The 21,016-nt window shown below is 71.5% G+C and carries 24 protein-coding genes and 1 pseudogene; 15 read left to right on the top strand and 10 right to left on the bottom strand.

The window, feature by feature from the left end; genetic code table 11:
• From ACWGJM_RS06135 to ACWGJM_RS06125, 3 genes are all read right to left on the bottom strand, one after another.
• Entirely contained in the window at window positions 1-1,533 is a 1,533-nt protein-coding gene (locus ACWGJM_RS06135; RefSeq protein WP_453410466.1) for a CYTH and CHAD domain-containing protein, read from the bottom strand.
• Between the two features lie 61 nt (window positions 1,534-1,594).
• Window positions 1,595-2,653 (bottom strand): ABC transporter permease, encoded by a 1,059-nt coding sequence (locus ACWGJM_RS06130; RefSeq protein ID WP_453410465.1) that lies wholly within the window; start codon window positions 2,651-2,653, stop codon window positions 1,595-1,597.
• Between the two features lie 124 nt (window positions 2,654-2,777).
• Window positions 2,778-3,503 (bottom strand): hypothetical protein, encoded by a 726-nt coding sequence (locus tag ACWGJM_RS06125; protein WP_453410464.1) that lies wholly within the window; start codon window positions 3,501-3,503, stop codon window positions 2,778-2,780.
• Window positions 3,504-3,752: 249 nt separating this feature from the next.
• On the opposite strand from ACWGJM_RS06125, the gene ACWGJM_RS06120 reads away from it, so the two are divergent.
• The 3 genes from ACWGJM_RS06120 to ACWGJM_RS06110 all read left to right on the top strand — a co-directional run bounded on the left by ACWGJM_RS06120 (window position 3,753) and on the right by ACWGJM_RS06110 (window position 6,022).
• A complete protein-coding gene (locus ACWGJM_RS06120) occupies window positions 3,753-4,601 on the top strand; it encodes an RNA polymerase sigma factor SigF (protein WP_453410662.1) in 849 nt (282 codons plus the stop codon).
• A gap of 306 nt (window positions 4,602-4,907) precedes the next feature.
• On the top strand, window positions 4,908-5,753 hold the full coding sequence (locus tag ACWGJM_RS06115; protein ID WP_453410463.1) for an SGNH/GDSL hydrolase family protein: 846 nt from the start codon (window positions 4,908-4,910) through the stop codon (window positions 5,751-5,753).
• Window positions 5,754-5,851: 98 nt separating this feature from the next.
• Window positions 5,852-6,022, top strand: a complete 171-nt coding sequence (locus tag ACWGJM_RS06110) for a hydrophobic protein (protein WP_132851822.1) — start codon at window positions 5,852-5,854, stop codon at window positions 6,020-6,022.
• Between the two features lie 10 nt (window positions 6,023-6,032).
• Here the strand turns inward: ACWGJM_RS06110 and ACWGJM_RS06105 are convergent, their stop codons facing one another.
• Window positions 6,033-6,824, bottom strand: a complete 792-nt coding sequence (locus tag ACWGJM_RS06105) for a polysaccharide deacetylase family protein (RefSeq protein WP_453410462.1) — start codon at window positions 6,822-6,824, stop codon at window positions 6,033-6,035.
• A 244-nt stretch (window positions 6,825-7,068) separates the two neighbouring features.
• Here ACWGJM_RS06105 and ACWGJM_RS06100 point away from each other — a divergent pair, with 244 nt between their 5' ends.
• Window positions 7,069-7,866 (top strand): SAM-dependent methyltransferase, encoded by a 798-nt coding sequence (locus tag ACWGJM_RS06100; RefSeq protein ID WP_453410461.1) that lies wholly within the window; start codon window positions 7,069-7,071, stop codon window positions 7,864-7,866.
• Between the two features lie 33 nt (window positions 7,867-7,899).
• Here ACWGJM_RS06100 and ACWGJM_RS06095 read toward each other — a convergent pair whose 3' ends face one another.
• From ACWGJM_RS06095 to ACWGJM_RS06070, 6 genes are all read right to left on the bottom strand, one after another.
• Window positions 7,900-9,501: an MFS transporter gene (locus ACWGJM_RS06095; protein ID WP_453410460.1), complete on the bottom strand. Its 1,602-nt coding sequence runs from the start codon at window positions 9,499-9,501 to the stop codon at window positions 7,900-7,902.
• A gap of 185 nt (window positions 9,502-9,686) precedes the next feature.
• Complete coding sequence (locus ACWGJM_RS06090; protein ID WP_453410459.1) at window positions 9,687-10,538, bottom strand: PaaX family transcriptional regulator; 852 nt, start codon at window positions 10,536-10,538, stop codon at window positions 9,687-9,689.
• A gap of 157 nt (window positions 10,539-10,695) precedes the next feature.
• Entirely contained in the window at window positions 10,696-11,892 is a 1,197-nt protein-coding gene (locus ACWGJM_RS06085) for a PP2C family protein-serine/threonine phosphatase (protein WP_453410458.1), read from the bottom strand.
• Between the two features lie 190 nt (window positions 11,893-12,082).
• Window positions 12,083-13,693 carry a sodium/solute symporter gene (locus ACWGJM_RS06080; protein WP_453410457.1) on the bottom strand — a complete coding sequence of 537 codons (1,611 nt, stop codon included), beginning with the start codon at window positions 13,691-13,693 and terminating at the stop codon, window positions 12,083-12,085.
• The gene (locus ACWGJM_RS06075; protein ID WP_453410456.1) at window positions 13,690-14,031 is read right to left on the bottom strand and encodes a DUF485 domain-containing protein; all 342 of its coding nucleotides are present in this window, start codon (window positions 14,029-14,031) and stop codon (window positions 13,690-13,692) included. Before ACWGJM_RS06075 ends, ACWGJM_RS06080 begins: the two co-directional genes overlap by 4 nt.
• 187 nt (window positions 14,032-14,218) lie before the next feature.
• On the bottom strand, window positions 14,219-14,659 hold the full coding sequence (locus ACWGJM_RS06070) for a MarR family winged helix-turn-helix transcriptional regulator (RefSeq protein WP_453410455.1): 441 nt from the start codon (window positions 14,657-14,659) through the stop codon (window positions 14,219-14,221).
• Between the two features lie 132 nt (window positions 14,660-14,791).
• Here ACWGJM_RS06070 and ACWGJM_RS06065 point away from each other — a divergent pair, with 132 nt between their 5' ends.
• From ACWGJM_RS06065 to ACWGJM_RS06015, 11 genes and pseudogenes are all read left to right on the top strand, one after another.
• Entirely contained in the window at window positions 14,792-15,781 is a 990-nt protein-coding gene (locus tag ACWGJM_RS06065) for an SMP-30/gluconolactonase/LRE family protein (RefSeq protein ID WP_453410454.1), read from the top strand.
• Between the two features lie 107 nt (window positions 15,782-15,888).
• Window positions 15,889-16,143 (top strand): DUF6400 family protein, encoded by a 255-nt coding sequence (locus ACWGJM_RS06060; protein ID WP_453410453.1) that lies wholly within the window; start codon window positions 15,889-15,891, stop codon window positions 16,141-16,143.
• A complete protein-coding gene (locus ACWGJM_RS06055; protein WP_453410452.1) occupies window positions 16,130-16,357 on the top strand; it encodes a hypothetical protein in 228 nt (75 codons plus the stop codon). Before ACWGJM_RS06060 ends, ACWGJM_RS06055 begins: the two co-directional genes overlap by 14 nt.
• A gap of 50 nt (window positions 16,358-16,407) precedes the next feature.
• Window positions 16,408-17,160, top strand: a complete 753-nt coding sequence (locus ACWGJM_RS06050; protein WP_453410451.1) for a YqjF family protein — start codon at window positions 16,408-16,410, stop codon at window positions 17,158-17,160.
• Window positions 17,161-17,276: 116 nt separating this feature from the next.
• Window positions 17,277-17,672 carry an HAD family hydrolase gene (locus tag ACWGJM_RS06045; RefSeq protein WP_453410450.1) on the top strand — a complete coding sequence of 132 codons (396 nt, stop codon included), beginning with the start codon at window positions 17,277-17,279 and terminating at the stop codon, window positions 17,670-17,672.
• 125 nt (window positions 17,673-17,797) lie between these two features.
• Window positions 17,798-18,019, top strand: coding sequence for a hypothetical protein (locus ACWGJM_RS06040; protein ID WP_390738732.1), 222 nt, complete (start codon window positions 17,798-17,800; stop codon window positions 18,017-18,019).
• Window positions 18,016-18,903: an XRE family transcriptional regulator gene (locus ACWGJM_RS06035; protein ID WP_453410449.1), complete on the top strand. Its 888-nt coding sequence runs from the start codon at window positions 18,016-18,018 to the stop codon at window positions 18,901-18,903. The genes ACWGJM_RS06040 and ACWGJM_RS06035 overlap by 4 nt, the downstream gene beginning before the upstream one ends.
• 11 nt (window positions 18,904-18,914) lie before the next feature.
• On the top strand, window positions 18,915-19,712 hold the full coding sequence (locus ACWGJM_RS06030) for a hypothetical protein (RefSeq protein WP_453410448.1): 798 nt from the start codon (window positions 18,915-18,917) through the stop codon (window positions 19,710-19,712).
• 85 nt (window positions 19,713-19,797) lie between these two features.
• A complete protein-coding gene (locus tag ACWGJM_RS06025; protein ID WP_453410447.1) occupies window positions 19,798-20,121 on the top strand; it encodes a winged helix-turn-helix domain-containing protein in 324 nt (107 codons plus the stop codon).
• A pseudogene (locus ACWGJM_RS06020) lies at window positions 20,052-20,387 on the top strand (FCD domain-containing protein); the annotation flags it as partial. The gene ACWGJM_RS06025 and the pseudogene ACWGJM_RS06020, both read left to right, overlap by 70 nt.
• A gap of 91 nt (window positions 20,388-20,478) precedes the next feature.
• A complete protein-coding gene (locus tag ACWGJM_RS06015) occupies window positions 20,479-20,715 on the top strand; it encodes a hypothetical protein (RefSeq protein WP_453410671.1) in 237 nt (78 codons plus the stop codon).
• Window positions 20,716-21,016 lie beyond the last annotated feature (301 nt).

The following is a 21,016-nucleotide window of genomic DNA, read 5'->3' as shown; positions in this document are numbered from 1 at the left end:
CTATCGCAGCGCCTTGCGCAGCCGCGGAGCCGAGGCCCGCTGCCAGACCGCCGGCAACTGCTGCTCCCGCGCGCGGCCGGCGGCCCGTTCCTGACCGTGCAGCAGGCCCCAGGTGAACCCGGCCTCCCCCGCCGCGTTCGCCGCGACGGCCAGCCGGCGGAGCATGTCCCGGGCCACCACGCCGTCATGGTGATCGCCGCACACCTTCTGCACCGCCTTGACGCGCTTGCCGAGACGCCGGGCCGGCTTGCCCAGGGCGGGGCGGGCCGTCTCGGCGGCGTAACGCAGCCGCTTGGCCGCCTTGCGGGCCTCATGGACGGCGGCGTCGCGTTCCGGACCCGGGGGCGTCTCCAAGGCGCGGTCCATCCGTCGCCGCAGCCGATCGAACTCCTTGGTGAGCGCCTTCGCCATCACCTTCTTCGGCTTGCGGGCGGCCTTGGTGCGCAGCGGCGGACGAGTGGTCAGCTCGCTGAGCCGGTCCAGCAGGGTGAGGTAGCGGGGCGAGTCCAGTGCGGCCAGGGAGCGTCGGCGGGTCGCGTCCCGCTGCGCCACGTCCCACGCCCGCAGACGTGCGGCGACGGGGCCGAGGACCAGCTCGTCGGGCAGCTCGTGCACGCCCGTGCCCAGGCGGTCGGCCAGCACCTCGTGGTCGCGCTCGGCGCCCAGCTCACCGGCCAGCCACTTGAGCTCCCCGCGGAGGGGGTCGACCGCCTCGCGGTCCAGGACGGGGCGGTGGGACCGCAGGGCGCCGCGCAGGCGACGGCAGGCGACGCGCATCCGGTGCACCGAGTCCGGCGCGCCGCGACGCACGTCCGGGTCGAGGTCCACCAGCGCCCGGGCCTGGGCGCGCAGGTACGTGTACACATGCTCGCCGGCCGAACCGGGCACGACCTCCGAGGGCGGCTCCGGGGCGGCCTCCTGCGCCGGTGTCGTCTCGGCCAGGGCGCGGGCGAGCTTGGACGGGGTCGGCGCGCGGTCCACGCCGTTCTTGCGCAGCACCTTCTCCACGTCGTCCAGGAGCGCCGGGTCGCCGCCCTCGGCCAGCTCCACCTCCATCTCCGTCCACACGGCGTGCCCGTCCTCGTCGAGGAGGGAGTCGGCACGGACCGTGTCCAGGCTCAGCTCGGCGAGCACCCCGCCCCCGGTGTCGGCGAGCTCACGCACGGAGCGCGTGGTGCGGATGCGTACCACCGGCCGGAGCGGCGCGCCGCGGGTCCGGGCCAGCACCAGCTCGCGCAGTTCCTCCGGCACCTCGTCGCCCGGCGGACTGTGGATCTCCTCGCGGCTGTCGCCGGCCAGGGGCAGCTTGAGGTGCCAGCCGGCGTCCGTGCCTCCCGTCCTGAGTCGCAGCGTCGCCGAGCTGCGCGCCAGCCGCAGATCGGCGGTGTCGTAGTAGACGGCGTCCAGGTCCCGCACCCCGCGGTCGACGAGCGACGCGACGGTGTCCACACCGGCCAGGTCGGACAGCCACGACATGTCGTCCGCCGCCGGTGCCGCGTACTTGCGTTCGATCTCTCGTGTCGACTGGCCCATACAGACAACGTTGACGCGATCGACCACATCAAACCCGCACGGAGCTCGCACCGTGAACTGTTCAGGAGGACGCGTGGGCGGGGGCCGGCCGGCCGCCGGGGTAGCGGCGCCGCCAGATCCAGAAGACCGCCATGGAGACGGCTGCCCAGCCCGCCAGGACCAGGAACGGGAAGGCGTGCTGGTGACCGGCGAAGTACACGGCGGTGTGCTGGGCGTTGACCGAGGCCCCGGGCGGCAGCCAGCGGCCGATCGTGCCGAGCGGGGAGGGCAGCAGCGGCCAGGAGACGGCACCGCCCGAGGAGGGGTTGCCCAGCAGGACCATCAGTCCCCAGGTGGGCAGCATGGCCCAGCGTCCCATCATGGTGTTGAACATGGTGAAGACCATGCCGGTGGTGAACATCGTCAGCGCCAGGATCAGCCAGGACTCGACGAACGGCAGGTCCACCGACCCCAGCAGCCAGTCCACCACCGCGGCGATCGCGAAGCCGCCGAGCAGGGCGTACACGGCGGTGACGGCGATGCGTTCCGGCGGATCGAGTGCCCGCGCGTGCACGCTCAGCTGGATGGCGCCGACGAAACCGATGATCACGGCCGCCAGCGAGATGTAGAAGATGGCCAGACCACGGGGATCGCCCCGCTGCAACGGCTTGAGGTCGTGGACGACGACGGGGACACCGGTGGCCGTGCCGACCTTCACCGCCGCCTCCGCCATCACCTGGGCGACCGTGGCCCCGGACGCGCCGGAGACGTCCACGGTGACCGGGGAACCGGAGGCGGGAACATCGAGCACCGCGAACACCTTCTGGTCGTCCACCGCCTCCTTCGCGGCATTGCGGGTGGCGTAGGGGTGCAGCTTCAGGGAGGCGTCCAGCGCCTTCTCCATCCCGGTGACGAAACGCCGGCCCTGCTCCCCGTCGTAGGCGCCGACGACCCCGGTGGGGATGGTGTGCGGGGTCGGGTTGGCCATGGCGTACGTGTAGGAGCCGGCGAAGAGTCCGGCCGCCGCGGCGATGATCAGCACCAGCACCGTCGCGGGCAGGAAAGGACTCTCCCGGAAAGCGGCCCAGCGCTCCGCCCGGGTGGGCGGCCGACCGTGAACACCATGCGGCAACTCGGACATAGCGCCCACGCTAGATGATGTGCCGGGTGGTGGTCGCGGCGCCGCATCAGATGCCGTGCGGCTGCCCGCGATCCTCGTCTCCGCGGAGGTCTCCCCCCTTGCGGAACCAGGCCCTTCGGGCCGGTCAGGCACCAGCCGGTTCGGGCTGGGTGTCGCTGTCGGGAGCCTTCGTCTCCGGGGCCGCTTCCGTGGCGGTGTAGTAGACGGACGTGCCCTGCTTGCTGCGCTGGGCCTGGTTCCTGGCGACGAGGTTCTCCAGGGTGGAGCGTACGACCGTCACCTTGATGCCCCGTCCGGGATGGGCGTCGCCGAGGGAGGTGGCGACTTCCGCCGCGGAACGGGGTTCCTTCTGCTCGGCGAGCTGGGCACGGACGAGCTCGATCAGCTTGGGCTGCGACTTCTTGGCGTCCGGGGCAGTGGTCGCCGACTTCTTGGCGGCCGGGGATTTCGTGGCCGGCTTCTTGGCGGCAGCGGGTGCGGCGGCCGCCTTCTTCGCGGCCGGCTTCGTGGCCGGCTTCGCGGCCTTGCGCCGGGCCCGGCCGGCGGTGGCGTCCTTGCCGCGCGACCGCTTGGCCGCGCCCTTGGCGGCCGGCTCCGCCGTACGGGCCTCGGCCTTCGTCGCCGTGCCGGACTCGGCCGCCGGCTGAACGGGCACCGCGGCCGTACCGAGGGCCTGCCGCATGTTCACGAGTACCGTGTGGTCGTGCTGGAGAACGGCCAACTGCTCCTGGAGCGCGGTGATTTCCTCACTGACGCGCTCCTGCTCCTTGACGTTCTGCTCGAGGTCCGAGGCTACCTGGGTGATGTACTGCGATGTCAGTTCGGTGGCGGGGGTGGTGTTCTCGGGCATGTGGCGGCACTCTCCTCGGGTCATGACCGGTGACTGCGTCTTCGGACGACTCACCAAGTCTCTTCGGGCGACAGATGATACGGGCGAGTACACCCATTTGGCTGTGAGTCGTACCCGGCAATCGGTAAACGGGGCAGCGCGGGCTGCATTTCCGAACACACACGCTGCATATCCGAAGCGGACCCGGGTAGCCGCCGCTCATCGGCACTACGAACACACGTCGGAGACTCCGGCGGGGGAAGGGGCATGATGACGGTCGCGACGGCCAGGAACACCGGTCAGCAGGCAACGGTCGAACTGCCGGAGATCGCCGAGCCGACCGCTGTGGAACCGAAGGACGCACGAGAGCTGTCCCGGCTCTTCTTCGACCGGCTCGCGGTCCTCGAGGAGGGCACGCACGAGTACCAGTACGCGCGCAACACACTCATCGAGATGAACATGTCCCTCGTCCGCTTCGCCGCCGGCCGCTTCCGCAGCCGTGGCCCGGAGGAGATGGAGGACATCGTCCAGGTGGGGATGATCGGTCTGATCAAGGCGATCGACCGGTTCGAGATTTCGCGCGAGGTGGAGTTCACCTCCTTCGCCGTGCCCTACATCGTCGGCGAGATCAAGCGGTTCTTCCGTGACACCTCCTGGGCCGTGCATGTGCCCCGCCGTCTCCAGGAGGCCCGCGTCCAACTGGCACGCGCCACCGAGGAACTGCGCAGCCGCATGGGCCGGACACCCACCGCCAAGGAACTGTCGGAGCTGATGAGCCTGAGCGAGGACGAGGTCATCGAGGCCCGGCTGGCCTCCAACGGCTACAACGCCTCCTCCCTCGACGCCGCGATCAACAACAGCGAGGACGGCGAGAGTGTCCTGGCCGACTTCATCGGCTCCGAGGACGCGGCGCTGGGACTCGTGGAGGACTTCCACGCCCTGGCACCCCTCATCGCCGCCCTCGACGAGCGCGATCGGCAGATCCTGCACTGGCGGTTCGTCGAGGAACTGACCCAGGCGCAGATCGGTGACCGTCTCGGCTGCTCCCAGATGCATGTGTCCCGCCTGCTCTCGCGCACCTTGGCCAGGCTGCGCGAGGGGCTGCTGACGACCGGCTAGTCCCCACCCGTCCACCGGGCCACGGGCCGGCCTCCGGAGTGTGCGCTCCGGAGGCCGGCCCGTTCGTCATGGGCACATTACGTGCGGGATTGAAGAAGTGCGGTCAACAACGTTGACGCGGTGTCCAAGTGGTCGCACATTACCTATCAGTAGGTACGTGCGGTAACCCCGCACTCCTCGGCACTTTCGCTGCTCGAGCCGCTGAACTCCCGCCATGGATACGCCTGAGGGCACTGCCATGCCCGCAGGCGCCGGGTCCACTTTCCGAGAAGAGAGCATACGCCGATGCATGCCCTTCGTCATGTCATGACCGCGTCAGCCGCGGTCGTGGGTGCCGTGGCCCTCAGCCTCACGGCCCCCACCGCGCACGCCACCACACCCCTGCGATACGCCGCCCTCGGCGACAGCTACAGCGCCGCCTCCGGAGTACTGCCCGTCGACCTCACCAACCTGCTGTGCCTGCGCTCCACGGCGAACTACCCCCACGTCATCGCCGCCCGGACCGGCGCCGACCTCACCGACGTCAGCTGCGGTGCCGCGCAGACCAAGGACTTCACCGAGTCCCAGTACCCGGGAGTACCGCCGCAGACCGACGCCCTCGGGCCGGACACCGACCTGGTGACGCTCACGGTCGGCGGCAACGACAACGGCACCTTCATCAACGCCGTGCTGGCCTGCGGCACGGCGGGCGTCCTCAGTGGGGGACAGGGCAGCCCCTGCAAGGACCAGAACGGCAGCACGTTCGACGACCAGATCGACGCGAAGACCTACCCGGCGCTGAAAGCCGCCCTGCGCAGCGTCCGCGCCGCGGCGCCCGACGCCGAAGTGGCGGTGCTCGGTTACCCGTGGATCGTGCCCGCCACCGCCGACCCGTCCTGCTACGCGAAGCTGCCTGTCGCCTCGGGCGACGTGCCCTATCTGCGCGGCATGGAGGCGCACCTCAACGCCGTCGTCGAGCGGGCCGCCGAGGAGGCCGGCGCCACCTTCGTGGACTTCTCCCAGGCGTCCGATGGTCACGACGCCTGCGCGGCCGCCGGAACCCGCTGGATCGAACCGCTCCTGTTCGGCACCAACATCGTCCCCGTCCACCCCAACGCCCTGGGTGAGTCACGCATGGCCCAGCAGACCCTCAGCACCCTGGGGCTCGGCTGACCCCCGGCCGGTGCCCGCAGAAGTGGTGAAGAAACCAGGTGAATCGGCTGTGTGTTCCCCCGTTCGCCGGGCACCAGGAGCGACGGAGGTTGATAACTATGGTTCCCCTGCTTCTCGTTCTGCTGCTGGCTCTGATCCTCTTCGGCGCGGGCTTCGCCCTCAAGGCGCTGTGGTGGATCGCCGTGATCGTGCTGGTCGTCTGGCTGCTGGGCTTCGTGGTCCGCACCGCCGACACCGGCGGCCGCAAGGGCCGCTGGTATCGCTGGTGACCCCGCGGGCTCAGCGCACGGGAAAGCCGAAGGAATAACCCTGTTGCTTCAGCCAGGGCAGGATCTCGCGCAGGGCGGCGACCGTCTGGGAACGGTCGCCGCCCGCGTCGTGGAAAAGAAGAGTCGGGCCGTTGGAGACCTCGTTCTTCACGGTGCTGACGATGGCGGCCGTACCGGGACGTTCGAAGTCCTTGGAGTCGACGTTCCAGCCCAGCGGCCGCATGCCGTGCGAGGCGGCGAGCTTGCGGCTGTAGGGAGTGAACGCGCCGCCCGGAGCCCGGTAGTACAGCGGCCGGACACCTCCGGAGGCCTTGGTGATCATGCTCTCGGCGTCCAGGATCTGCTGTGACTGATACGCCTCGGACTTGCGGTCCATGGTGGTGTCGTGGGAGACCGTGTGGTCACACAGCCGGTGCCCGGCCGCCACCACCGCCTTGACCAGGTCGGGGTGAGCCTGGGCCTGCGTACCCACCATGCAGAACGTGGCCTTCACGCCGTTGTCCTTCAGCACCTGGAGCACCTGGGGCGTCCACGTCGGGTCGGGGCCGTCGTCGATGGTGATGTTCACCCCCCGGTCGCCGTGGTCGGAGGCGTGGGCGATCTCCACCGACACCGGCTTCCCCGCGCGGCCCTGCGACCCGGCGTCCGCCGAGCTGTGGTGCGACGCACCCGTGCGTCCGTCCTGCGCCCCGGTCGAACCGGCCTGCGCGGTCCACGCGGAGGTGGCGGCGGCCAGCGCCGTCACACCGACCGCCGCCGCGAGCACCCGACCGTGCCAACCCCGTCCGCCATGCCGTGCCATGTCCGCCCCGCCCTCACCGTCTCTGTCGATCTCGTGCACTGATCAGGACGGAAAAGGAGCGCCGAGGGATCCGCCTGTTACGAACCACGGACAATTCCGCAGACGTACGGTCACGGGAACTTCCGGGAGTGCCCGATGGTTCCCGGGAACTCCCGCCATGAGCGCGGTAGTTGATGTGGGAAACTGTCGTGACCCGTTCGCGGGCGAGGGGGCCGTGGCAGCGGTCCGTCGAGAGGAGCGCAGGGTGACGCGGGACGGCTTCCACACGCAGGAGATCGACACCAGCAGGCCGCACCCTGCGCGGATCTACGACTACTTGCTGGGTGGCAAGGACAACTACGACGTGGACCGCGAAGCCGGCGACGCGCTCGCCGTCGCCGCACCCGAGGTGCGCATCGGCGTGCGGGCCAACCGTGCCTTCCTCCGGCGGGCCGTCCGGTACGTGGTCGGCAGTGGCGTCCGCCAGGTCCTCGACATCGGCACCGGGCTGCCCACCTCGCCGAACGTGCACGAGATCGCCCAGGAGGCGGCGCCCGACGTGCGCGTGGCGTACGTCGACAACGATCCGATCGTGAGCGCGCACGGCAACGCGCTGCTCAGCCGCTCCGGCACGACCAGCATCGTGCTCGGCGACCTGCGTGACCCGCGGGCCGTCGTGGAGCACCCCGACGTCCGCCAGGTCATCGACTTCGACGAACCCGTCGCCCTGCTCCTCGTCGCCGTCCTGCACTTCCTCACCGACGCGGAGAAGCCCGAGCAGATCGTCGCCACCCTGCGCGACGCGCTGCCGGCCGGCAGCTTCCTGGTGCTGTCGCACGCCACGGGCGACATCGCCGACCGCAGCGGAGCCCAGGCCGTCTACAACAACGCCACCGCCACCCTCAACCTGCGGTCCCGCGCCGAGGTCGAGCGCTTCTTCGACGGTTTCGAACTGCTCGAACCCGGCCTGGCCCAGGTCCCGTTCTGGCGCCCGGACACCCCGCCGCCGCCCCGTTCCGGCGAGATCGGCTTCTACGGGGGCGTGGCCCGCAAGGCCGGCTGAACGCACGGGGCTGCGACGGGGGAGCGGTGGTGCTCAGGCCGCCGCGGGCTCCTCCTCGGTGATGCCGGCCTTGGCCTGTTCCTCGCCGCCCTTGCCGCGCAGGGCGACCACGCTGAGGAGGCAGCAGGCGAGGGCGGCGATGCCGCAGACGACGTAGCCGATGGTGTAGCCGTTGCCCAGGGCTTCCAGGGCGAGGGGGGCCGCGCCACCCGGAGGGGAGGCCGGGGGAACCGAGTTGACGGCGAGCGGGCCGCCTTCGGCCGCGACCTGACCGGCCGCCGCCTTGACCTGGGCGCCGAGGCCGGAGGCGGCCAGCTTCCGGTTGAACTCGTCGGCCGCGTGGCTGAGCGCGATCGCCCCGATGACAGCGGGGCCGAGAGTGAAACCGAAGTCGCGCAGCAGGCTCGTGGACGCGCTGGCCATGCCCGCGTAGTGGACCTCCACCGTGTTGACGGCGGTCGCGGTGATGGAGGAGACGGTGAGCGCGAAACCGATGCCGACCAGGCCGATGGGGAGGATGAGGGAGGTAAGGGCACGGTCGTCGACGGCCAGGGTGGCGGCGGCGAAGTCTCCCGCGGCCATCAGCGCCAGCCCGGAGCCGAGCACCCAGCGTGCGCTCACCCGCTCCAGCAGTCGCGAGATCAGCGGCATCAGCAGCAGCGTCCAGCAGTTGAGCAGGATGAAGGCGAAGGAGCCGCGCAGCGGGCTCTGGTGCTGGATCGGACCGAGCCGGATGCTGGTGGCGTAGGCGGTGCCCAGGTAGCTGAACATGCCGACCACGGCCACGAACGAGGCCACCGCGAAGGCCCGGTTGGTGAACAGGTCCAGGCGCAGCAGCGGGGAGGCGGCGCGCCGTTCGGCGACGAGGAACAGCCCGATGAAGACGGCTGCCAGGACGTACGCGATCACCACCGGCGTCGCGGTCCAGCCGTCCGTCGGGCCCTGGATCACCGCGTACAGCAGGGCGAACATGCCGACGCCGATGGTGATCTGCCCGGCGAGGTCGAGTGAGCGCCCCTCGGGGGCGCTGGAGTTCTGTGCCAGCAGCTGGCTGAGCACCGTGCTGATCAGCGCCAGCCCGGTGACGACGACGAAGGCCCAGCGCCAGGAACCGTAGTTGCCGGTGATGCCACCGAGTACGGGAGCGACGAATCCGCCGCTGGACAGGGCGGCGGCCCACATGGTGATCGCCCGGGCGCGGTCACGGGCCGTGTGCGTTCCCGCGGCGATGACGGCGAGCGAGGTCGGGAACAGGGCCGCGGCGCCCAGACCGGCGATGATCTGGCCGACCCAGAGCAGGTGGATGCCGCTGCTCGCGGCGGCGACGGCCTCACCCACGACGAGCAGGGCGCCACCGCCGACCAGCAGCCGCTTGCGTCCGAAGAGGTCGCCGAGGACGCCGAAGGTCAGCTCCAGCACGGTGACGGGCAGCAGGAACGCGTCCGAGATCCACGTCAGTTGTGAGCCTACGGGGTGCAGGTCCTGCTGGAAGAGGCCGTTGAGGGTGGCCGGCATCGCGAGGGCGATCTGGGCCAGGCAGACGGCGAAACAGCCGGCGACGAGGGTGCCGACGGGCAGCCCCTTGGATGGTCCGCGGACGGTGGCATCGGAGTGCGTGGTCGTTGCAGTGGACACGTGTGGCTCCCCTTTGAGCGGCGGGTGTGCGGGGTGAGCGGCGGGTGTGCGGTGAATGTAGGGCAGATTTTCGACCACGGTCAATAGAGTGCCCAGTGTCGATCGACGCGCGAGCGGTTCGCGGGCATGCCGACGCGGGCCCGCGCCTGACGTCGGCTGCGGGCCCGGTTGCCGTGCGCGGGGACCTACTCCTGCGATGCGCCCAAGGTGATCATGTCCAACGTGTCGGCCGCCTGCCGCCGGGCCGGCCCCTCGTAGCGTCGCGCCAACGTCTGGAACACCTGCTCCGCCCGACCCGCCGGCCAGTCCTCGGGCAGGTGCTCGGCGGGCAGATGCGGGTCCTGGCGCACCTGCCCCAGCCAGTCGGTGTGCAGCAGCAACTGCCGTACGAGCGCGCCCGTTTCGTCGCCGCCGTCCGGCACGTCGGCATCCGCGCCCCAGCGGGCGAGGAACTCCTCGTAGCCCTTGGCGATGGCCTCGACGTCGAAGGCCGTCCGGAGCACGGTCCGCGCCTCGGTCGGGGCACCGGCCATGGCCCCCTGGAACACCCGCACATAGGAGTCGAGGCCGAGCTCCGCCACCACCTCGGGCACGTTCACCGTGCCGGGCGCCACCCAGAGACCGTTCTGGAGCGGGCCGAACCCGTGCCACACCAGCCGGGACCGCAGATCGTGCCGCTCGCTGCGCCAGGCCTCCGGCAGGGAGAAGCCCACCAGGGTCCAGGTGCCGTCCCAGGTCCGGTTGACCGCTCCGGTGTGCCAGATCCGGTCGTGCCCCTCCTGGAGAACACCCACGGCGCGCGGGGTCAGGCCGAAGTACGTCTTGCGGCCTCGCCGGTGCCGCTCGAGCAGACCGCGCTTGACCATCCGGGTGAGCGTGGACCGTACGGCCTCTTCGGTGATCCCGGCCCGCGCGAACACGTCGATCAGGCTGCTGGACGACAGGGCGGTGTCCCGGCCGAGGACATGGATGCCGAAGAAACTCAGCATCAGCGACTGCGGCCTGGGAGCGCTGCCTGCCTGATCGAAGCTGGTCACGGGCCAAGCCTAGAGGCGGACCACGGGGACGACGGCAGGGGGCCGCCGGATGCGGCCGGGCACCCGCGCCCCGGGGCGCTGCCGGCCCCGGCAAGGCGTTGGCGTCGCGGCGCACACCCCGGTACGTCGCCCTGTGGCACCGAAGCGGCCCACGCCGTCACCCCGGACCATCGCCCCCGGCCGGCCCGGTGGCCGGGGTGTCGGGAGGGAGCCAGACGGTGAGGGCGGCGGTGTCGTCCTGGAGGCGGTTGTGGCTGTAGGCGAGCAGGTCCTGGTGGAGGCGGTCCAGGAGGTCTCCGGGCGGCAAGGGGCCCCAGGAGCGGAGGCGCTGGAGGAGGGGGTAGAAGGAGCCGGCCGGGTCGCGGGTCTCCGTGATGCCGTCCGTGTAGAGCAGGAGCTGGTCGCCGGGACGGATGGGGTAGGTGTCGACATGGAACGGGGCGCCCACGAGCACGCCGAGGTTCAGCGGCGGAGCCGACGGGCCCCTGTCGAGTTCGAGCACCTCGTCGGTGCGGATGAGCAGCGGGGGCGGGTGGCCGCAGTTGACGACGCGGACGTGGCGGCCGTCGGTGGGCAGCTCGGCGAAGACGGCGGTGACGAACCGTTCGCTCGTCTCGCTCCCGGCGATCTGCGTCGCCCTGCGGGACATGCTCGTCTCCAGGCGCTCGGCAAGGGCGGGAAGGTCGGGTTCGTCGTGGGCCGCCTCGCGGAACGCGCCCAGCAGCGCGGCCGCGGTCTCCACCGCGAGGAGGCCCTTGCCGCGGACGTCCCCGATGAGCAGCCGGACTCCGTACGCGGTGGGGACGGCCTCGTACAGGTCCCCGCCGATGCGTGCTTCCGCGGCGGCGGAGAGGTAGAAGCTCTCCAGCCGGAGGTCGCCGATCCGGCGCGGGACGGGTCTGAGCAGGACGCGCTGGGCGATGTCGGCCACGAAGCGCACATCGGCGAGCGTGCGCTCCCGGTGGATGCGATGAGCGGCCAGGACGGTGCCGAGGGCGCCCACCAGGGCGGTGCACACGTAGGCGGCGACGTAGTGGCGGTCCCACAGGTAGCCGACGGAGCGGCCGGCACAGCAGGGGGTGCCGGCCAGCACACCTTGGAAGAGGACGGCGAACACCGTGGTGCAGCCGACGACGACGGCTCCGTGGGCGAAGGCGGCCACCAGAGGCAGGGCGATCAGTGCGAAGCTCACCGGCCACTCCACCGGCGTGGCGGGTTCGAGCAGCAGCACGGCCGCGAGGTACAGCACCGGGAGCCGGCGCAGCCACGCCGGGGGAGCGGGCAGCCGCGTCCTCGCCGTGCTGCCCGCCGGCGATGCATGACGGTCCGCGCGGAAGGTATGCCCGTGCCTCACCCGGCGCTCCCGGACGCGGCTGCACTCGGGTGGGCGGGCGGACGACACGCCTGACGGCTCGGCTCATGCGGCCTGCGCACACGGGACTCCTGGCACACGATCTCCACAAGAGGTCCAGCCTGCGGTGCCGCGTCCCGGCACACCGGTCATTGCTCCACTCAGCGGCATGTTCGGCGGCCCGCCCGCACCGTCACCGGAGTCTGCGCTGCGGTCCGGCGAGGATCAGCGGCTCGACGGCCTCGTACCGGGCGCGTGCCTCCTGTCGCGCGCGCCGTCCCGGCAGCATCGTGCCGAGCCAGCCGAAGGCGAAGCCGAGCGGAATGGACACCAGGCCCGTGGTGGTGAACGGAAACCAGTTGAAGTGGGCGTCCGGGAAGGCCGCCATGGGTGAGCCGGAGACCAGGTTGGTGCCCGGCATCAGGACCAGTACCGCCGTGGTGCCGCCGATGAGGGTGCACAGCAGGCCGGCACGTGTGAAGCGGCGCCAGAACAGGCTGTAGACGAGCGCGGGCGCGATGGCGGAGGCCGCCAGGCAGAAGGACAGCGTCGCGAGCGGTTGCAGGCTGCGCTGCTGGACGAGTGCGGCGAGCACGATCACCGGAGCGCCGACCACGACCGCCGAGACCCGCGCGACGGCCGACTCCCGCGGCGGGGCCATCCCCGAACGGCGGGAGGCGATGACGTCGTGCGCCAGGGAGTTGGCGCAGGACAGCGTCATACTGGCGACCGAGGCGAGCAGGGTGAGGAAGATCGCGGTGGTGACCGCAGTGAAGAGCAGGGTCTCCGGGCGGGACACGTGCTCGCCGAACACCGCTCGCGACGCGAGGAGATAGGCGGTGTTGCCGCGCGGGTCCCCGGCCGCGATGCCGGTGCGGCCCACCAGAGCCGTCGCTCCGACCCCGATCACCGTGATGACGAGGACGAACAGGGCCACGGACGACACCGCCCAGGACATCGACCGTCGCACCTGGCGCGCGCTGTCGGCGGTGTACATGCGCATGGTCACGTGCGGCAGGCAGGCACCGCCGAGCACGATGGCGAACTGGGTGCTCACCATGTCCAGGCGCGGGTGGGGGCCGCCGGCGAACTGCAGGCCGCTGCGCAGGAAGGCCCTGCCCGCCCCGCTCCGGTCGGCGGCGGCACCGAACAGGCGCGCGGGGCTGAAGTCGAAGGTGCGCAGCACGAGTACGGCGATGGCGACACCGGATCCCAGCAGTGCCACCATCTTCAGGATGTGCAGCAGCGCGGTGCCCCGCATCCCGCCGATGGCCGCGTAGACGATCATCAACGTGCCGGCCCCGACGATGCAGCCGGTCTTCCCGGCGGTGCCGGAGAAGCCGAGGATGAAGGCCAGCAGCTGCCCTGTGCTGGCCAGTTGGACCAGCATCATCGGCACCAGCGACGCGATGGTGACGACGCAGGCGACGATCCGTACCGATCGTCCGGGCATGCGCCGGGCCAGGGCGTCCCCCATGGTGAAACGGCCTGTGTTCCGCAGTGGTTCGGCCAGCAGGAACATCAGGACCAGAAGCGACAGCAGGGTGCTGACGGCGAGGACGACACCGTCGTAGCCGCACAGCGCGATGACTCCGCCGATGGTCAGCACGGTCGCCGCGGAGATGTAGTCCCCGGCGATCGCGAGTCCGTTGCGAAAAGGGGACAGTGAGCGGTATCCGGTGTAGAACTCGTCCAGGTCGTCGTGGCCCGGGCCGGTGAGCACGCACAGCAGCAGTGTCACTGTGACGGCGGTGCAGAAGGCGACCAGCGACCAGGCCTGGGCGGTCTCGCCGAAGCCGGTCACGGGAGCTGCCCCCGCTCCGTCCCGGCGGCCCACGGCGCGTGCCGGGTGACCCGGAAGGCCAGGGGATCGACATAGCGCCGCGCGGTGCGTTCGTACAGCAGCACGGCGAGCCAGGTGACGGGGACGTGGGAGAGCGCCAGGACGAGACCCGTGGGCAGTCCGCCGAGGAGCGGGCGCGCCATGAGGGCGGGTTCTCCCGCGGAGAGGATCAGAAAGGCCGTGAAGTAGCCGAGGGCCAGCAGTGTGGTGACCCGGCGCTGTAATCGGTACCTGCGTCGCAGTCGCCGCAGGTCGCCGTGGTGCGGCCGGGCATGGGCAAGGGCATCGCCGTGAGGCATTCCGGAACTCCAGGTGGGGGAGCGGCTCGGGTCCTCGCACGCTATTCGGCCGTGCGTACGACGAGGAGGGTTTTTCCGGAACTGCCTGGTAGGCGGCCTGTAGTGGTGGAAGTCCGGTTGTTGCCCAGGTGTCCGGTGGGGCCTCAGGGGCGGGCGGGGCCGGTGAGCGGCGACACCGGTCCGGGCGTCAGGGCCGCTCCCGCTCCAGCAGGCCGACGCAACGGGCGAGCAGGCTCTCCAGTGCCGTTCGCTCCTCCTCGGTGAACTCCGCCGCCAGGGCGCGTTCCACGCGTACGGCGCGGGCGTCCGCGTCGGCCAGGACGGCGCGGCCCTCCTCGGTGAGGCGGGTCTCCAGGACGTTGCGGTGCCACTCGTGCGGGGTGCGCTCGATCAGGGTGCGGTCCTGGAGGTTCTTCAGGACCGTGTTCATGGTCGGCGGGGTGACCCCGCACAGCCGGGCCAGGGCCGCGGCCGAGATGCCGGGGTTGGCGGAGAGGTGGAGCAGCGCGCCGTACTGCGCGACCGTCACGCCCGCCGGTTTCAGGACCGCGTTCTTGGTCGCGTTGAGAGCCTGCTCAGCCCGCTTGAGATGGGAACCGAGGCGCTCGGAGGCGGGCATGGACGTCATGCACGCATGGTAGCGGGCGCATCCATCGATTCACGCACGTGCATTCGTTAATGCATTGACGAGTATTAGAGGTCTAATCTACGTTCATGTACGTCAGCTTGTTAGTAGCCGAACCGAGAGGCGTCGACCACCGTGTCCCGTTCGATGCACCGCCGCACGTTCCTGGCCTCCGCCGCCGCCCTGGCCGTGTCCACGGCCGCCGCACCCGCCGCCCACGCGGCCACCGCACCCCGCGTCTCCACCGCCTTCGCCCTCCCCGGCGACCGCGCCTACCCCGAGGGCATCGCGCTCGACCCGCGGACCGGGGACGTGTACGTCGGGTCGTACACCACCGGCGCCGTCTACCGGGCCGTGCCCGGGCGGCGTACCGCCGAGGTCTTCCTCCCGCCGGGCGCGGACGGCCGTACCACCGCCAACGGACTGAAGGCCGACCGGGCCGGCCGGCTGTGGGTCACCGACTCGACCGCCGGGGTCGGCGTCTACGACTCGCGCACCCGGCACCTGATCGCCCGCCTCGATGTCCCCGGCGACGCGCCCCGCTTCGTCAACGACCTGGCCCTCGCCCCCGACGGGACGGCCTACCTCACCGACAGCACCCGCGCGGTCGTCTACCGTGTCACCCCCGCCGACCTGGCCACCGCCGCCCGCGACGGACGTGGGACGCTCGACGCCGCCTACGACCTGACCGCCGTCAAGGACCCGCAGGCCCGCGACGCGGTCACCCTCAACGGCATCGTCGTGGACCCCGCGGGACGCCGGCTGTACGTCGTCGACATGACCGGCGGCGGGCTGTACCAAGTGGACACCGCCACCGGGTCGGTCCGCCGAGTCACCCTGCACGGAGGGGACTTGACGCACGGCGACGGACTGGAACTGGCGCACGGCACGCTGTGGGCCGCGCACAACAGCGTCAACACCCTCACCCGCTGGCGGCTGTCCGCCGACGGCACGTCCGCGCGTCTGGAGCGGCGGTTCACCGACAGCGCGTTGCAGATCCCGACCACGCTGGTCCGCGACCGGGGGCGGCTGCTGGTCGTACGGTCCCAGTTCGACAAGGGCGGTCCGATGGGCCCCGGCGTGCCCGAGACGCCGTTCACCGTGGCGTCCGTCACCGGCATCTGAAGCCCGCCCGGTGCTGGGGCAGGCCGGCTGCGGCGAGTCGCTGACCTGCTGTGACTTCTCCCACCTGCTCTTGCCCCAGCCCGCAGGGCTTTCCTAGGTTCGGTGGCATGTCCTCCCCTGGCCCCGACAGCTCGGCACCGGTCGAATTCGCCGTCGACCTGAGCTCGCACGAAATGCTCCGGCGGACCCATGTCATGTCCGCCCTCGGCCCCGACTGGGACCCGGCCGCGGCGCTGCGCGGCGAGGAGGAGGCGCAGGACCTGCTGTACTCCGGCCTCAGCGAAGAGCAGCAGCGCCTGTACGACGAGCTGGTCTCGGCCGGTGTGCTCCCCAGGCGAGGAGGCGGCCATGCTGCCGCTTGACCCGCAGGCCGACATCGGGCGCCGGGCCTGGGTGGACTGCCCGAACTGCGCGGACCACCGCGGGTGCGCCACGTGCGAGCAGGGACGTACGTGCTCCGAGCACTGGCGCTACCTGCTCTCCAACACCGGCAGCCTCCTGCACCTCCAGTGCCCGTCGTGCACCCACATCTGGTCGCACGAGACGAACTTCGGCGCCACCCGCTCCCAGGGCTAGCGCACCGTCCGCAGGCCACCGGTGCCGGCGCCTCTGCCATGCTTGGGCCCGTGCAGCAGCCGACGCCCATCACCCCCGACGCCCCGACCGGCATACGTGCCCCGCTGCTCACCCAGCAGTGGCTCGACCTGTGCTTCGTCCACTGGGCCGTCGCACCGGACTCGGTGGCGGGGCTCTTGCCCGGCGGAACCGTTCCGGACACGCACGACGGGGTCACGTACGTCGGACTCGTCGCCTTCCGCATGCATCGGGTGGGGTGGCTGCGGCTGCCCGGCGTGCCGTATCTGGGGTCCTTCCCGGAAACCAACGTCCGCCTGTACTCCGTCGACGCGCACGGCCGACGCGGTGTCGTCTTCCGGTCCATGGACGCCTCACGGCTCATCCCCGTGGTGATGGGGCGCGTCGGCTTCCGGCTGCCCTACCTCTGGTCGCGGATGAGGGTCCAGGCCGCCGAGGACACCGTCACCTACACCAGCTCCCGCCGCTGGCCCGGCCCACGGGGAGCGTACAGCCGTATCACCGTACGCAGGGGCGAACGCATCGAGCGGCCGACGGAGTTGGAGCACTTCCTCACCGCCCGCTGGGGCATGCACAACTCGTTCTTCGGCGGAGCCTCCTATCTGCCCAATCACCATCCGCGCTGGCCCCTGCACCGCGCCGAGCTGCTCGGCTGTGAGGAGAACCTGCTCGCCGCCGCCGGTCTGCCGGCACCTGCCGACGCGCCGGTCAGTGTGCTGTACTCCCCGGGCGTACCGGTCCGCCTCGGGGGCCCGCTCCGTCCGGCAGGCATCCCCACCCCCTGAAGCGAACGGGGGCAGGCACCAGGAGGCGCCGGGGGACCGCCCCAGTGTGCCGAGGTCCGCGAGACGCGAGGCTGAACGGGCGTTGCCCGAGCCGTACTTGGAGGACCTCGTGACCAATGCCGCCTCGCGAGGCCGTGGAAAGGGCCCGGGCCGGCGGCTGGACCTGCGTGATCGTCACCAACGGCCGCACCGGCCAGCAGGAGGCGAAGATTCGCCACACCGGACTCGACCGGCTCGTGCAGGGGTGGGTGATCTCCGAGGGCGTCGGTCACAAGAAGCCCGAACCGGAGATCTTCCACGCCGCGGCGCATGCCGTCGGAGTGCCCCTCACCGGCGCGTGGGTCGTCGGCGATTCCCCGCACGCCGACGTAGCGGGCGCGAACGCGCTCGGTCTGCGCAGCGTATGGGTCTCGAACGGGCGGCCGTGGCCCCAGGTCCCCTACCGTCCCACTCATGTCGCCGGGGACGTCGCCACGGCAGTCGACTGGGTCATCGGGGGCATTGTTCCGTAACTCCATGATCACGTGGCGTGCCGGGCGGATCTCGGGCCATGCTGGCGTCGCCCTGCCGGTGGTGCTTCAACGGCATTGCCGACAGGGGTTGTTGGTGTGTGAACTGCTCACAGAAACCGAGTGCGATGTCGAGTAAGAAGGTGGTGACCGTCGCCGTTCTGGTGGCGGTCCTCACGTGGAGCACGGTGATGACCGCGCTGGGGCAGGTGGCCGCGGCAGCCGCCCTGCTCCCGTCCCTGGGCCTGCTCGTGCAGCAGATCGTCCAGGCCCTGACCGCGCCCGACGGCTCCCGCCCGCCGGCCGAGCCCGGCCCCACCGCCGTCGGCGGACAGGAGCCGCCCCGATGATCTGGACCCCCGACGCAGACCAGCCTCCGCCACCGGACACCGGCGGCAAGCGGGGCCGCAAGCCGGCCCCGATCTCCCAGGCCGCCGGCCTGTCGCACCGGGCCTGGCTGGAGCCGGTCCGCAGCTTCCTCTTCTCGAGCGGCCTGACCCTCAACGACCTCGTCGACCGCTCCGGCTACTCCAAGACCCGCATCAGTGAACTCCTGCGCGGCAACGGCTACTACCCCGCCTGGGAGATCACCTTCAGCGTCATACGCGCCCTGGGCCTGCCGGTCCAGCCGATGCGCCGCCTGTGGACCGCGGCCGCGCGGGAGGCCCGGAAGGAACCGGGCTGGATCGAGCACTGCATACAGCAGGTCGCCCTCGAACCCGAACACCCGCCCGTCGCCCACCAGGCCTTCACCGAGGCCCTGCGCACCCCCTACACCGACTACACGCGGGCCTTCCTCCTCACCGACCACCGCGCCCGCTGGGTCGTAGCAGAAACCTTCGACCTGCTGTGGCTGTGCTGGAGCGAGGCCGGCACCAGCGAGGACATCCGCCGCTACGCCTGGCGCCTGCTGCGCTCCCGGGTCATGGCCCGCGCGGACCGCCACCACGACGGCCACCCCGATCTGCGCCCGGCCGTCTTCTCCACGGCGGAGGTCCGCGACAGCACGCCGGGCCACTTCATCATCCTCACCGAACTGGTCGACCTCTTCGACGCGATCGGCCGCCTGCCCCACGACCAGATGGACGTCGCCGTGCTGCGCTACCTGTGCGGCATGCACCCCGACGACATGCCCGACGTCCTCGGTCTGAGCCCGGCCATCTGCCACGCCGTCGACCACCACGCCCGCGCAGCCCTCGAAGACCTCCTCCGCCCCTACAGTCCCCGGGAGTGAACCCACCCGCCATGACCGCCATCGACCAGCTCCTGGCCCGCGCCCGCCTGCACCACGACGCACAGGTGCACCCCGACACCGTCCCCTACGAGGACTGCACCTACCCCGATCTCACCCACGACCCGGCCACCCCGCGTCCCGACGGCGCGGACACCGACGGCTGCGCCGCCCAGCACCTGCACACCCTGTGCGAAGCCGTCGTCACCACCGCCGCCCCCGGAGCGCTGGAATTCCTCACCGACCAGCTCCCCGAGCCCGAAGGGGCCTGGCTGCTGGGCTGCGCGCTGAATCTCGCCGGGATCGACGACGGCTCCCGCTTCTGGTGGCAGTACGCAGCCGGCGCCGGCCACACCCCGGCCGCCTACTGCCTGTCCCTGCACCACCTCGCCCGCGGCGAGGCCCACGCGGCCGGCTTCTGGTACGACCAGACGGGCCTCGAGTCCGTCACCGACTCGGAGACGCTCACCGTCACCGGCGCCTGGCCACCCCACAACCAGTTCCGCTTCGACGCCAGCGTCCCCACCGTCCTGCGCGTCCTCAGCCGCCTGAGCACATCAGGCCTCCGCCCACGCACCCACCGGGCCGACGCCATCACCAACTACGTCGCCCACGCCGTCACGCACGGCTACGCACGCCACCCCAGCATCGAAATCCCCGTCCCCGAACCCCGGTTCGCCGACCGCGTCAGCTTCATCCTTTCCGCCACACCTCCTTGGAACCGCCGGCCGGCCCGCGTGCTGAACCCCGCCCTTCCCACCCGCCCGGAACAAGTCGGCCGCGGCGCCACCGTGGACGCAGCCGAAGGCTGAGCAACTCGCCTCACGCACCGGCCCATCGACTGTGCCACCACCGGCTGTTGAGTGGCTCATCCACTCAGCCATTGGGGAGGACGGCGTGGAGGCACTGCCCCGCGAGACCACCGTCGATGTCCTGGAGAGCCGTCTGCGCGAGGACATCCTCGCCGGACGCCACCCGGCCGGGAGCCACCTGCCACCGGAACGGCGGCTCGCCGACGGCTACGGCGTCACCCGCACCACCCTCAAGCACGCCTGCGGCCGCCACGTGCAGGCGGGACTGCTGGAGACCCGGCACGGGGTCGGCCCCCGCGTGCGCGACTGCCTGCGCTGGGCGGAGCCGATCTGCTGCCCATGCTCGTACGGCACAGCCCCGACTGGATCGGCGAGATCTTCGAAGTACGGCGCGGCATCGGAGCGTTGATCGACGAGCGAGCCGCGGCCCGGGCGACCGACCGGCAACGCGCCGAACTGCGCCGGCTGCTCCGGGCCGTCGGCGAGGCGGCGGACGCCGACGCCGTACAGCTCGCGGACATCGAGGTGCACCGGGCCCTGGCCCGCGCCACCGCCGAACCGGGTCTACGTCCTGCTGACCAACACCCTCTTCAACGCCTACGTGCCGGTGCGCGGCGTGCTAGGGGACCGTTCACGCACGCCAAGGCGGCCAGGGGCCGTCTGGAGCCCGTGGTCGACGCGGTCGTGGCCGGCGACGAGGCCGCCGCCCGGCGGGCGGCCGAGGAGTATCTGACCGCGACCGAGCGCATCATGCTGGACGCCTCGCATGAACGCGGACACCACTGCCCGCGGCACCGTCTTCAGCGAGACGATGCTCGGCACGCTGCGGCTCGGCGACGGGGACCGCACCCGCCGGGTACGGCTGCACCTGAGGGTCTCGGCGGACGGCGTCATGCGGCTCACCGGCACGACCGAGGCCCGCGCCACCGGCCGGATCCGGATCGCGGGCTGGGCCCATGACCCGGACGCCGAGGGCGAGGTGGAGATCTCACCGCTCGCGTGACGCCGTATCCGCCACCGCCTCGCGTTCACCGCGCACGGGCGCCGGCTGACACTCGACGGCTGGAAGTCCGTGACGCCGCTGAGGCCGCCGGCCTCGATGACCGTGCTGCCATACACCCTGCACGAGAACGGCGCACGGACCGGCACCGGGACGCTCCGCTTTCCCGTGGTCACGCGGCTCCTTCCGTCCTGGCGAGCTTCCGCTTCCCGCGCCGGGAGGACCCGGCCGGCCATCTCGCCCCGCGCCGGCGCGGCCAGCCGGGCCGTACCGAGGTCTGGTACACCACCGTCACCGACCCGGC

Source organism: Streptomyces sp. NPDC054834 (genome assembly GCF_053611185.1).
The sequence above is the reverse complement of the archived record's forward strand: the minus strand, read 5'-3'. Positions and strand labels throughout refer to the sequence as shown.